Source organism: Bradyrhizobium hereditatis, assembly GCF_020329435.1.
In the GTDB taxonomy this organism is placed as follows: Bacteria; Pseudomonadota; Alphaproteobacteria; order Rhizobiales; family Xanthobacteraceae; genus Bradyrhizobium; species Bradyrhizobium hereditatis.
On record NZ_JAGKJK010000004.1, the window covers coordinates 360,627 to 372,784 of the forward strand.

The 12,158-nt window shown below is 63.3% G+C and carries 10 protein-coding genes; 6 read left to right on the forward strand and 4 right to left on the reverse strand.

Annotation, left to right across the window (positions count from 1 at the left end; all coding sequences use genetic code 11):
• Nucleotides 1–108: 108 nt before the first annotated feature.
• The 3 genes from ilvD to J6524_RS11980 form a co-directional block, all read right to left on the reverse strand.
• Entirely contained in the window at nt 109–1,953 is a 1,845-nt protein-coding gene (gene ilvD / locus J6524_RS11970) for a dihydroxy-acid dehydratase (protein ID WP_225670684.1), read from the reverse strand.
• 136 nt (nt 1,954–2,089) lie between these two features.
• The gene (locus J6524_RS11975; RefSeq protein ID WP_225670686.1) at nt 2,090–3,283 is read right to left on the reverse strand and encodes a CaiB/BaiF CoA transferase family protein; all 1,194 of its coding nucleotides are present in this window, start codon (nt 3,281–3,283) and stop codon (nt 2,090–2,092) included.
• A gap of 67 nt (nt 3,284–3,350) precedes the next feature.
• Nucleotides 3,351–4,280, reverse strand: coding sequence for a glycine reductase (locus tag J6524_RS11980; protein WP_225670688.1), 930 nt, complete (start codon nt 4,278–4,280; stop codon nt 3,351–3,353).
• Nucleotides 4,281–4,542: 262 nt separating this feature from the next.
• Here J6524_RS11980 and J6524_RS11985 point away from each other — a divergent pair, with 262 nt between their 5' ends.
• Nucleotides 4,543–4,770 (forward strand): dodecin, encoded by a 228-nt coding sequence (locus tag J6524_RS11985; RefSeq protein WP_225670690.1) that lies wholly within the window; start codon nt 4,543–4,545, stop codon nt 4,768–4,770.
• Between the two features lie 58 nt (nt 4,771–4,828).
• On the opposite strand, the gene J6524_RS11990 is transcribed toward J6524_RS11985, so the two are convergent.
• Nucleotides 4,829–6,622: a potassium/proton antiporter gene (locus tag J6524_RS11990; protein ID WP_225670692.1), complete on the reverse strand. Its 1,794-nt coding sequence runs from the start codon at nt 6,620–6,622 to the stop codon at nt 4,829–4,831.
• Between the two features lie 216 nt (nt 6,623–6,838).
• Here J6524_RS11990 and J6524_RS11995 point away from each other — a divergent pair, with 216 nt between their 5' ends.
• From J6524_RS11995 to radC, 5 genes are all read left to right on the forward strand, one after another.
• Entirely contained in the window at nt 6,839–8,152 is a 1,314-nt protein-coding gene (locus tag J6524_RS11995; RefSeq protein ID WP_225670694.1) for a mechanosensitive ion channel family protein, read from the forward strand.
• 116 nt (nt 8,153–8,268) lie between these two features.
• Nucleotides 8,269–9,093: a type I methionyl aminopeptidase gene (gene map / locus J6524_RS12000; RefSeq protein WP_225670696.1), complete on the forward strand. Its 825-nt coding sequence runs from the start codon at nt 8,269–8,271 to the stop codon at nt 9,091–9,093.
• Between the two features lie 34 nt (nt 9,094–9,127).
• A complete protein-coding gene (locus J6524_RS12005; protein ID WP_312002378.1) occupies nt 9,128–10,087 on the forward strand; it encodes an SMP-30/gluconolactonase/LRE family protein in 960 nt (319 codons plus the stop codon).
• Nucleotides 10,088–10,256: 169 nt separating this feature from the next.
• A complete protein-coding gene (locus tag J6524_RS12010; protein WP_225670698.1) occupies nt 10,257–11,216 on the forward strand; it encodes an MBL fold metallo-hydrolase in 960 nt (319 codons plus the stop codon).
• A 111-nt stretch (nt 11,217–11,327) separates the two neighbouring features.
• Nucleotides 11,328–12,041 carry a RadC family protein gene (gene radC, locus J6524_RS12015; RefSeq protein WP_225670699.1) on the forward strand — a complete coding sequence of 238 codons (714 nt, stop codon included), beginning with the start codon at nt 11,328–11,330 and terminating at the stop codon, nt 12,039–12,041.
• Nucleotides 12,042–12,158 lie beyond the last annotated feature (117 nt).

The following is a 12,158-nucleotide window of genomic DNA, read 5'->3' on the forward strand; positions in this document are numbered from 1 at the left end:
GATTAGTTTCGTAGGATGGGTGGAGCGCAGCGATACCCATCGCCATGGACACCGGAATTGATGGGTATCGCTACCGCTCCACCCATCCTACGATCGACGGCTTGAATCTCACTCCGGCACGATCCGCACTGCGCCGCGGGCGGCGCTCGTGGTCAGCGCCGCATAGGCCTTCAGCGCCGTCGTCACGTTGCGCTTGCGCTTCTGGGCGGGCTTCCAGGCGTCCGCCCCGCGGGCCAGCATGGCCTCGCGGCGCTTCGCCAGCGTGCCATCATCGACCGCGAGGCTGATCGAACGCGCCGGGATGTCGATCTTGATGAGATCGCCGTCCTCGACGAGGCCGATCAGACCGCCTTCGGCGGCTTCCGGCGAGATGTGGCCGATCGACAGGCCCGAGGAGCCGCCGGAAAAGCGGCCGTCGGTGATCAGCGCGCAGACCTTTCCGAGCCCCATCGATTTCAGATAGCTGGTCGGGTACAGCATCTCCTGCATGCCGGGGCCGCCGCGCGGACCCTCGTAGCGCACCACGACGACATCGCCGGCCTTGATCTTGCCGCCCAGAATGCCTTCGACCGCCGCGTCCTGGCTCTCAAAGATCCGCGCCGGGCCCTCGAACTTCAAAATGCTCTCGTCGACGCCGGCGGTCTTCACGATGCAGCCGTCGAGCGCGAGATTGCCGGACAGCACAGCAAGGCCGCCATCCTTGGAGAACGCATGCGCAACGTCGCGGATGCAGCCCGTCGCACGATCGGTGTCGAGCTCCTCGAAGCGGCGCTCCTGGCTGAACGCGACTTGGGTCGGCACATTGCCCGGCGCCGCCATGAAGAATTTGCGGACGCTTTCGCTCTTGGTGCGGACGATGTCCCAACGGCCAAGCGCGTCCTCCAACGTCCTGGAGTGAACCATCGGCAGGCCGCGGTTGAGCAGGCCGGCACGATCGAGCTCGCCGAGGATCGCCATCACGCCGCCGGCGCGGTGGACGTCTTCCAGATGCACGTCCGCCACCGACGGCGCCACCTTGCAGAGCACAGGCACCCGGCGCGACAGGCGGTCGATGTCCTGCATCGTGAACGGCACCTGCCCTTCATGGGCAGCGGCCAGGAGATGCAGCACGGTATTGGTCGAGCCGCCCATCGCGATATCGAGCGTCATGGCATTCTCGAACGCCTTGAAGCTGGCGATCGTGCGCGGCAGCGCGGTTTCGTCATCCTGCTCGTAATAGCGCCGCGCCAGATCGACGATCAGGTGGCCGGCCTCGACGAACAGCCCCTTGCGGTCGGCATGCGTCGCCAGGATCGAGCCGTTGCCCGGCAGCGCCAGCCCCAGCGCCTCGGTGAGGCAGTTCATGGAATTAGCGGTGAACATGCCCGAGCACGAGCCGCAGGTCGGACAGGCCGAGCGCTCGATCACCTCCACATCGGCGTCGCTGACGTTGGTATCGGCGGCGGCGACCATGGCGTCGATCAGATCGACCGCGCGGATCTTGCCCTTGAGGTTGACCTTGCCCGATTCCATCGGCCCGCCCGAGACGAACACGGTCGGGATGTTGATGCGTAGCGCCGCCATCAACATGCCCGGCGTGATCTTGTCGCAGTTGGAGATGCAGACCATGGCGTCGGCGCAATGCGCATTGACCATGTACTCGACGCTATCGGCGATGATTTCGCGCGACGGCAGGCTGTAGAGCATGCCGTCATGGCCCATCGCGATGCCGTCATCGACGGCGATGGTGTTGAACTCCTTGGCGACGCCGCCCGCCTTCTCGATTTCGCGCGCGACGAGCTGGCCGAGATCCTTCAGGTGCACGTGGCCGGGCACGAACTGGGTGAAAGAATTGACCACCGCAATGATCGGCTTGCCAAAGTCCTCGTTCTTCATGCCGGTGGCGCGCCAGAGGCCGCGGGCGCCCGCCATGTTGCGGCCATGGGTCGTGGTGCGGGAACGGTAGGCGGGCATGATCTGTCCTTCTGGAAGCGGGAAAGGCGTTCTTTTAGACGGTAAGCCCTGCGGCTCAAAGCTTCTTGGCGCAGGGTCGCCATGCGCCGGCCTGCTCAAAACGGGACAGGAACCAGACGACCTGCCTCAGCTACCGCTAGACCACCTCGCGGGCCCGCAGTTCCGCGATCGCGCCTGCGTCATAGCCGAGCGAAGCCAGCACCTCCTCGGTGTGGGCGCTGAGTGCGGGCGCCATGCGGTCGAGCCTTCCGCCGCCATGGGCGAGCTGAAAGCCAGTGCCGGCAAAGCGCAGCCGACCATAGGGCGTATCGATCTCCTGGATGGCGCCGCGCGCCAATGTTTGCGGGTGATCGATCACCTCCTCGACCTTCCAGATGCTGGCGCAGGGCGCGCCCGCGGCCTCCAGGATAGTCTCCCACTCCCGCGGGTCCTTCTTCGAGAGCGCCTCCTCGATGATGGCCCGCAAAGCCTTCTCGTTCTCCTGCCGCGCAAACCAGTCGACGAAGCGCGGGTCCTCCAGCACATCGGCACGGCCCAGCGTCGTCATCAGCGCCTGGTATTGCTTCTCGCTGTTGACGGCGAGCAGCAGATAACCGTCGCCGGCCTTGAATAGATTGGCGGTGGGCCGGCGGCTGACGGCCTGATTGCCGGAAAGCTGCTGGCGGTGGCCGGCCACCGAATAGTCCGCCACCTGTCCGGACAGGAACGCCAGCGTCGCCTCGAGCATGGAGACGTCAACCAGCTGGCCCTTGCCGGTATGGGTGCGCTGGAATAGCGCGCTCGACACGCCGAACGCTGCGGTAGCCCCCGACAGCACGTCGCAAACCGCAAAGCCCGCCCGGGTCGGTCCGGTCTCGGGATGGCCGGTGATCGACATGATGCCTGACAATGCCTGGATCTTGCCGTCATAGCCGGCGCCCGATCGGCCCGGCCCGGTCTGGCCGAAGCCGGAAATGGCGCAATAGATCAGCCGCGGATTGATTGCCGACAGCGCGGCATAGCCGATGCCGAGCCTATCCATCACGCCGGGCCGGAAATTCTCCATCACCACGTCGGCTTGGGCTGCGAGCTGCTTGACAATGGTTATCGCTTCCGGCTTCGAGAGGTCGAGCGTCAGGCTGCGCTTGTTGCCGTTGATCGCCTGCCAGCCCGGCGCAAGGCCGCGCTCGGCCCATTCGCGGCTGAGCGGCGTACGTCGCATGTCCTCGCCCTCACGCCGTTCTACCTTGATGACGTCAGCCCCGAGCAGCGCGAGTTGATAGCTCGCATATGGGCCGGCCAGCACCTGCGTGAAGTCGAGAATCTTCACGCCTTCGAACGGTCGGGTCAAAGGGGCATACTCCGAAATCGCTGCTCTTTTCTACTTGCCGTGCCTGTGCGCGGAGCGCGCGGTGGTGTCACGCCGCCCGGTTGCCGCGCGCGATCTCCTTCTGCTTGTCGAACTCGGCACGGCGCCGCGCCAGCTCTTCCGGGCTCATCTGCGAGATGTTGTTGTAGTCGAGCTTCCAGGACGCATCCTCGCTCCAGCGCAGCGGCGATTGCATCGTGGTGCGCGCGCCGGGCGCGGACTCCAATAGACGCAGCGCCAGCTCCAGCGTCAGGGCCTGCGACTCCACGTCATGTGGCTTGCCGGCGGAGTTGCCGAGCGGGAAGTCCGAGAACAAAAAGCGCGGCGCGGCGGCATATTCGACGATATCCTTGGCGCAGCCCATCACCACGGTAGCAATACCGTTGGCTTCAAGATGGCGTGCCACCAGCGCTGAGGTCTGATGACAGACAGGGCAGTTCGGCACGATCACGGCGGCATCGACCTTGTCGGCGAGGCAGCGGGCGAGGATGTCGGGCGCGTCGATGTCGATGGTGACGCGGTGGCTACGGTTGGTCGGCGCGCCAAAGAAGCGCGGCGCCACTTCGCCGATCCGCCCCGCGGCCGCGGCCTTCAGAAGCTGCGGCAATGGAAACCAGGTACCGCTGTCGGTCGCGGTGGTGTGCTTGCGGTCATAGCCGATGTGCGAGATCCGCAAATCATGCTGCTTCGACGTATCGCCGTCATAGACCTTGTAGAACTTGGCGCTGCCATTGTACGGCGCACCCGGGCCCTGATCGCCCTTGGTCGGATCATACTGCGCGGCCGTCGTGATGATGGTGACGCGCGATTGTGCGAGCGGCTTTTTCAGCGGTTGGAACGGCGCATCGACATAATGCGCCCAGCGGTAGGGCGTGGTGTAGCCGATCGCCGCGTAATAGTCGCGGGTCCGCTGCATGTAGGGAATGGGAGAATCGTAATCGGGCGCAAAGCCGAGCTGTTCGTCAGAGGGGCCGGACATTGTTGTGTCTCTCCTTGCGTTTCCACCTGAGGTCATCGACTGCTTTCGGCTAAGCTAATGACAGTTCGCCGTTTCCTCAACAGCAGAAAATGCGCTGGACCGGCTGCGTAGTGCATGCCGGCTGTGCTGCGATGGATCGCACGAAGAGCCTTTCGGTCGCGCGGCGGCCACCGGGATGCTCAAGTCGGGAGAAAGTCATGGAACTGGGGAGGTCGATAACTCGTTCAGACTTGAGCACCGATTGCCGCAACGGAGGTTAGCTATGCCAGGTACCGCCGGAACGAAGGATCACGTGTACAAGATCCTGGATCTCGCAGGGTCTTCCGAAAAAAGTATCGAGGATGCCATTCAGAACGCCATCGCCCGCGCATCAAAAACCATTCGCGAAATGAAATGGTTCGAAGTCGTGCAAACCAGGGGCGATATCGAAAACGGCTCGGTTCGCCACTACCAGGTCATCTTGCGGGTTGGATTTACCCTGGAGGAGTAATTCCGGCACAGCGCGCCGCGTCGAGTCAGGCGTCGGTGGCGTAAGCCACGGACCGCGCTCAAACGCCGGCTACCGATGCCCAGATCTCAGCCAGCTTGCGCCTCGCCCTCTGCATGCGCGTCAGCGGCGCGACCACTTCCTCTTCTTCCGGCAACCGCAGGCCGACCACATTGACCCGTCCGCCGCCGATATTGCGTGCGACCAGCACGATGGGATCCAGCGCCAGTTCGGCGCCTTCCTTCGGCGCATGGTCGAGGTGAATGTCGAAATAATCCGCCAGCGTCAGCTTCGCCTGCTCTTCCGCGACGGAAACGCCGTAGATATCAGCCAGTTCGCCGAGCGTGTGCTCGCCTGACACCATGAAATCGCCGAGCAGATGCGGATCGGGCGCCGAGCTTGGCGCCATGTCGACGAAGAAGCGATCCAGCGCCTCGGCCTTTTCCGGCGGCGCCAGCAGATAGAGATAGTCTCCGGCAGCCACGGGGTCGGCCTCCGCGGGCGAGAGAATTCGCTCGTCGCGGATCACAAGCGTCGGCTTTGACCAGGACGGCAGCAGACCGCGTCGGAAGTAGAGGCTCTTTGGCCGCACCGGATAACCGACCAGTTGCTGCTCGAGCTGGCCGGGCAGGTCGAGCTCGACGCGTCGCGGACCGCGGTCGGAGCGCGGCAGCGCCACATGCAGCCACCGCGCCGCCGGCGCCAGTGTCCAGCCCTGCAGCAACAGCGAGATGATGACGACGACAAAGGCGACGTCGAAATAGAGGTAGGCCTTCGGCAATCCAATCAGCATCGGGATCGAGGCGAGAAAGATCGCGACCGCGCCGCGCAGGCCGGTCCAGGCGATGAAGATTTTTTCGCGCCAGTTGAAGCGGAACGGCACGAGGCACAGGATCACCGCAAGCGGCCGCGCCGCCAGCATCAGCACCAGCGCCACGATCACCGCCGGCCCCACGCTGTCCAACAGACGCTGCGGCGACGAGAGCAACCCGAGCAGCACGAACATCACGATCTGCGCCAGCCAGGTCGCGGCATCGAGAAAGGTGATCACCGAATTATGCGCGCGGGTCGGCCGGTTGCCGACAATGATGCCGGCGAGATAGACCGCGAGGAAGCCCGAGGCATGTGCGATCTGCGCCATGCCGAAAATCACCAGGGCGGCCGTCGTGACAAAGGGCGCATGCAACCCCTGCGGCAGCGCCATGCGGTTCAGCGCCAGCACCACCACCCGGCCACCGATCACTCCGACGAAGGCACCGAGCAGGCCTTCGCGGGCGAGTTCGAATGCGACATGTCCGGGTGAGCTTTTGCCGATCGAAATGAACTCCACCAGCATCAGCGTGAGGAAGATCGCGAACGGATCGTTGGTCCCGGACTCCGCTTCCAGCGTTGCCCCAACCCGGGGCCGCAGCCGCAGGCCCTGCGTATGCACGAGCAGAAATACCGCCGCCGCGTCCGTAGATGCCACGACGGCGCCGACCAGCAAGGACTCGGTCCAGTTCAGGTCGAGGACGTATCTGGCAGCCGGCGCGGTGATGAGCGCGGTCAGCAGCACGCCGATCGTCGCCAGCACCATGGAGGGCGCCAGCACCGTACGAATGCTTTGAAACCTGGTCCGTAGGCCGCCATCGAACAGGATCAGCGCCAACGCCACCGACCCCACCAGATAGGTAGTGCGGACGTCATCGAAGCTGAGCTGGCCCGGCCCGGCATCCCCAGCCAGCATGCCGATCAGGAGAAACACCAGCAGCAGCGGCGCCCCGAACCGCAGCGCGAGCAGGCTCGACAGGATGCCCGCCATCACCAGAACGGCGCCCAGGAAGATGGCGATGCTAACCGAGTCGAGAGAAGCCATGAACCTCCGCAATCGTCGCAAATACTTGCAATTGCATCCTTATCGTTGCCACAGTTGAACGCCAACCCATTTCTGCGACGGTGGCAATGTGCCCTACTTTGAGGGCTTAACTGACAGCGCCGGCCCATGTATCGATGGTCCGCCCGCCCCGTTTGTGGAAATCTGCCCACAGCTCGAATAAAATTTGCCTGCGCTCCGCCCGACGAGATTTTGCCGATGGACATGGCCCCGAAGGAAATCATCGAGTTTCTGCAATCGACTGCGCGATCGGTCGGTGCAGAGGTCACCTCGCCCTGGTTCTATCTGCAGTTTGGGCTGATCCTGACCGCCGCCGGCATCGCCTATGCGGCGGATGCGGCGATCCGCGCGCGGGTCGACATGACGTCGCTGGCGATGCGTTGGCCGCTGCCGCTTCGGCATTTCGTCCGCGTGCTGGTCGGCAGCGCGTCGACCGCGGTGTTCGCGGTCCTGGTGATCGCCGAGCGTATCACGATGTATCACCTGACGTGGCCAAGCCGCAGCTATCTCCTGATGGTCGCCGCCAAGCTGGCGCTGGCGTGGCTCGTGATCCGGCTCGTGACCTCGGTGATCCGCAATGCCTTCATCGTCAAGCTCGTATCGATAACGGCGTGGTTCGTCGCGGCGCTGAGCATCATTGGCCAGCTCGAGCCGGCAGCGGAAACGCTCGACTCGTTTGCGATCGAGATCGGTGGCTTGCGGCTGACGCCGTTGCTTCTGATCAAGGCTGGCGCATTGTTGATCGCGGCGCTGTGGCTGACCAACATCGCCGCCAACTTCATCGAAAGCAGGATTACCCGCGCCAGCGACCTGACCCCGTCGGTTCAGGTGCTGCTGGTCAAGATTATCCGCATCGGCCTGATGGTGGTGGCGATCGCCATCGCGCTCGGTGCGGTCGGCATCAATCTGTCGGCGCTGGCGGTCTTTACCGGCGCGGCCGGCGTCGGCATTGGTCTCGGCCTGCAGAAGATCGTCGCCAACTTCATTTCAGGTATCATCCTGCTGGCGGACAAATCGGTGAAACCCGGCGACCTCGTCACCATCGGCGACAATTCAGGGCGAATCAGCGCGATGAAGACGCGCTATATCTCGGTTGCGGCGGGCGACGGCCGCGAGTTCCTGATCCCGAACGAGGATCTGGTGACCCAGAAGGTCGTGAACTGGACCTATACCGACAAGAACACGCTGGTGAAGGTGCTGTTCAGCACCAATTACGATGCCGATCCGCGCGTCGTCTGCAAGCTGGCGATCGATGTCGCGGCGGCCGCCCCGCGTGCCATCAAGAACAAGCCGCCGAACTGCATCATCACCGAATTCGCCGAGGCCGGCATGAAGTTTTCGCTGACCTTCTGGATCGGCGATCCCGACGGCATGGACAATGTGAAGAGCGACGTGATGCTGGCGCTGTGGGACGCCTTCAAGCGCGAGGGCATCCGTGTTCCCTATCCGGTCCGCGAAATCCGTGTCCGCGGTGCGCTGCCGGTCGAGCCCGTCGTGGAAGTTTCCGGCTAGATGCAAGCCTTTTATGGCAAGCCAGCGGTCCAACCTCGGCTTGCACTGACCGTTTCGATCATTAAATTAGACCTTCAAATCAACCCTTTGCCGCTCTCACCGAAGCATGACCGCCCATGAGCTATATTGAAGCGACCGAGACCTCGTTGCGAAAGACCGGCCAGATCAAGCTGCATGGCGCGAGCGGATTTGCCGGCATGCGCAAGGCGGGCGCGCTGGTCGCCAAATGCCTCGATGAGCTCACCGATGTCGTCAACGCGGGCATTCCGACGTCGCGGATCGACGAATTCGTCCGGGACTTCGCCTTCAGCCATGGCGCCTATCCGGCGACGCTGATGTATCGGGGCTATCGCTACTCGACCTGCACCTCGATCAATCACGTGGTCTGCCACGGCATGCCCGGCGACCGCGCGCTGAAGGAAGGCGATATCGTCAATATCGACGTCACCCTCATCGTGGACGGCTGGTACGGCGATTCCAGCCGCATGTATGTGATCGCGCCGATCGCGCGGAAAGCCGAACGGCTGATCGAAGTTACCTATGAGGCCATGATGCGCGGCATCGCCGCGGTGAAGCCCGGCGCCACCACCGGCGACATCGGTCATGCCATCCAGAGCTTCGTCGAGCTGCAGGGCATGAGCGTGGTGCGCGATTTCTGCGGCCACGGCCTCGGGCGCATGTTCCACGATGAGCCCAACATCATCCATATTGGCCGGCCCGGCGAAGGCGTGATGCTCAAGCCCGGCATGTTCTTCACCATCGAGCCGATGATCAATCTCGGCAAGCCGCATGTGAAGATCCTGTCCGACGGCTGGACCGCGGTGACGCGCGACCGCTCGCTGTCGGCGCAGTTCGAGCATTCGGTCGGCGTGACCGCGACCGGCGTCGAGATATTCACGCTGTCGGAGCGCAACGGCGAGAAGCCGTACGTTACGACGTAGCCGATCGGCGCCTCCCCCGGGCAGGAAGCTGGCAATGACGACGGCAGAAGGCCACCGTCTGGCGGGCCTTGTTGCGGTCGGTCTCATCGCATGCGCCGCTTTTCTCACAGGCCCGAGCGTTTCGGCCGAGGGCCCTCTGTTCACGAGCATGAGGATCACGCCGGAGGGCGAATATACGCCCGGCATCGAAGGTCCCGCCGTCGACGCGTCAGGCAATCTATATGTCGTAAATTTTCAGCGTAGCGGAACGACCGGCAAGGTTGCGTCGGGCGGGCAGCAATCCGAACTCTTCACGTCGCTTCCTGCAGGCAGCATCGGCAACGGCATTCGCTTCGACCGCGACGGACGGATGTTTATCGCCGATTTCAAGAAGCACAACATCTGGGTCATCGAACGCGGCGACACCACGCCGCGGGTCTACTTTCATTCCGATCGCTTCAACCAGCCGAATGATCTGGCGATCGCGGCGGACGGCACGCTCTATGCCAGCGACCCGCGATTTGCTTCGCCCTCGGGCGGACAGATCTGGCGGATCACCCGCAGCGCGGACGGCAAGGGGCGGGGCGAGGTGATGTCGAGTACCAGACGTCTCGGCGTGACCAACGGCCTAGATCTGAGTCCGGACGGCGCGACGCTTTACGTCAGCGAGTCGAATTCGCGAGAGGTCTGGGCCTATCGGATCGACGGCAGCAAATTGCTCGATCCCAGGCTGGTCACGCGGTTCGCGGATTTCGAGGTCGACGGCCTGAGGACCGATGTCAACGGCCGGATTTATCTTGCCCGGCCTTCAGCCGGCACGATCGCCATAATCGCACCCGATGGATCGCTGGAGCGTCAGGTGCTGGTACTGGGAAAGCAGCCGACCAATCTCACCTTTGGCGGCCCCGACGGCAGAACCGTGTTCGTGACCCAGAAAGAAGGCCGTTTCATCGAGGCGTTCCGTGTTGACCGTCCCGGCCGCGAGCCGTGTTTGCAAATGCCTCGCGTGTGCTGAAAGGTCAAAATCCGTCTCCCGATGGTCCTGCCGCACCGCGGTACCTCGCCTTGTCATTGAGCTGCAATGGCACCGGAATATCCCGGGGGGCGCGGGGTAGCATCTAGCGCGAGCCCTTCGGAACGCACCACTCTGGCGGGCAAGAAAATCAAGCAAGGGAGCAAGGGCAATGTTCGAAATTTCACGTCGCGATCTGGTCCTCGGGAGCACGGGGGCAGCGCTCGTTTTCGGCCTCAAAGGACCGGTTTCGTTCATCGGCGCGGCGCATGCGCAACGCGCCGCCGACAGCCTCAAATTCAAGGTCGGCGACATCGAGGCCTTCAGCCTGCATGAGGGCAGTGTCGAGCGCGCCGCCACTGAGGGAATGATCAAGAACGCCTCGCTTGACGACATCAAGAAGGCGCTGACGGCTGCCGGCATCAACCCGGACAAGTTCGAAAATCCCTTTACCGTCACCGCGATCCGGACCGGCGGCAAGGTCGTACTGTTCGACACCGGTTTTGGCGGCAATGGCCCTGCGACAGTTGGCAAGCTCGCCGACAACATGAAAGCGGCGGGTCTCGATCCCGCCACGGTCTCCACGGTCGTGATCTCGCACTTCCATCCCGATCACATTTCAGGGCTGTGGGTGAAAGAAACCAACGCGCAGGTTTTCCCGAATGCGGAAATCCTGATGCCGGAGGTGGAGTACAAGTTCTGGACCGATCCGGCACTGGTTGAAAAGATGCCCGAGACCATGCGCCCCCTCGTCAAGCGGATCCAGGCAACTTTCCCGACCTGGAAGAACATCAAGCAATACAATGACGGCGCCGACCTCGCGCCCGGCGTCAAGGCGATTGCCACGCCCGGCCACACCGTCGGCCACATGTCGTTCCTGGTCGCTTCGGGCGGGCAGCAGCTGTTCATCCAGAGCGATGTCACCGGCATGCACCAGCTGTTCGTGCGCAATCCCGGCTGGTTCTCGTCGTTCGATGCCGACGGGCCCAAGGCGGAAGCCACGCGCCGCGCTTTCTTCGATCGCGTGATCGCGGAAAAGGGCATGATCGCCGGCTATCACTTCGGCTTCCCGAATGTCGGCACGTTGACAAAAGACGGCAACGGCTATGCGTTCGCGGCCGTGAAGGCCTGATCGCAGGCAAGAATTGAAATGAAGGCGCCGCGCTGTGTGCGACGCCTTTTCTTCAGATGCTGCCGCACTTTAGAGTTGCAAAAGCTCGTAGGCACGGCATGGTTACGGCCGATGCCTGCCAAGACCAGCAATTCCCCGGATCAATCCACCGAGACGCCGCATTATCACGGCCACCGCGAGCGCCTGCGCGAGCGCTTCTATGCGGCCGGGCCGGAGGCGCTGAGCGATTATGAACTGTTGGAGATGGCGCTTTTCCCGGCCCTGCCCCGCCGCGACACCAAACCGCTCGCGAAAGCGCTGCTGAAAAAATTCGGCTCGTTCGCCGAAGTCATTCACGCGCCGGTGGCGCGCTTGCGCGAGGTCGACGGTATCGGCGAGGCCTCGGTCAACCAGATCAAGCTGCTGGCAGCCGCCGCGAACCGCGTCGCCAAGGGCGAGATCAAGCGCAAGATCGCGCTATCGTCCTGGAATGACGTGATCGACTATTGCCGGACCGGGATGGCGTTTGCCGACAAGGAGCAGTTCCGCCTGCTGTTCCTCGACAAGCGCAATCAGTTGATATCAGACGAAATCCAGCAGACCGGCACCGTCGACCACACCCCGGTCTATCCGCGCGAGGTGATCAAGCGCGCGCTCGAACTGTCGGCGACCGCGCTGATCCTGGTGCACAACCATCCCTCGGGCGATCCGACGCCCTCGCAGGCCGACATCCACATGACCAAAGCGATCATCCAGATCGCCACTCCCCTCGGCATTTCCGTGCACGACCACATCATCGTCGGCAAGAACGGACATGCGAGCCTGAAGGGGCTAAAGCTGATCTAGCCTGCCGCTACCGCTCAATGGTCGCCTATTCCCAGCGGACCAGCAGGTACCGCGGCGCGGCAAGACCTCGCACAGATTGCCACCGACAACGAAGATCAGGTGAAATCAGGTGATCGC

Excerpts from the sequence above, each read along its gene's own strand:
- ilvD (WP_225670684.1), bottom strand. The coding sequence starts at position 1,953 with ATGCCCGCCTACCGTTCCCGCACCACGACCCATGGCCGCAACATGGCG.
- J6524_RS11980 (WP_225670688.1), bottom strand. The coding sequence starts at position 4,280 with ATGTCCGGCCCCTCTGACGAACAGCTCGGCTTTGCGCCCGATTACGAT.
- J6524_RS11985 (WP_225670690.1), top strand. The coding sequence starts at position 4,543 with ATGCCAGGTACCGCCGGAACGAAGGATCACGTGTACAAGATCCTGGAT.
- J6524_RS11990 (WP_225670692.1), bottom strand. The coding sequence starts at position 6,622 with ATGGCTTCTCTCGACTCGGTTAGCATCGCCATCTTCCTGGGCGCCGTT.
- J6524_RS11995 (WP_225670694.1), top strand. The coding sequence starts at position 6,839 with ATGGACATGGCCCCGAAGGAAATCATCGAGTTTCTGCAATCGACTGCG.
- map (WP_225670696.1), top strand. The coding sequence starts at position 8,269 with ATGAGCTATATTGAAGCGACCGAGACCTCGTTGCGAAAGACCGGCCAG.
- J6524_RS12005 (WP_312002378.1), top strand. The coding sequence starts at position 9,128 with ATGACGACGGCAGAAGGCCACCGTCTGGCGGGCCTTGTTGCGGTCGGT.
- J6524_RS12010 (WP_225670698.1), top strand. The coding sequence starts at position 10,257 with ATGTTCGAAATTTCACGTCGCGATCTGGTCCTCGGGAGCACGGGGGCA.
- radC (WP_225670699.1), top strand. The coding sequence starts at position 11,328 with ATGCCTGCCAAGACCAGCAATTCCCCGGATCAATCCACCGAGACGCCG.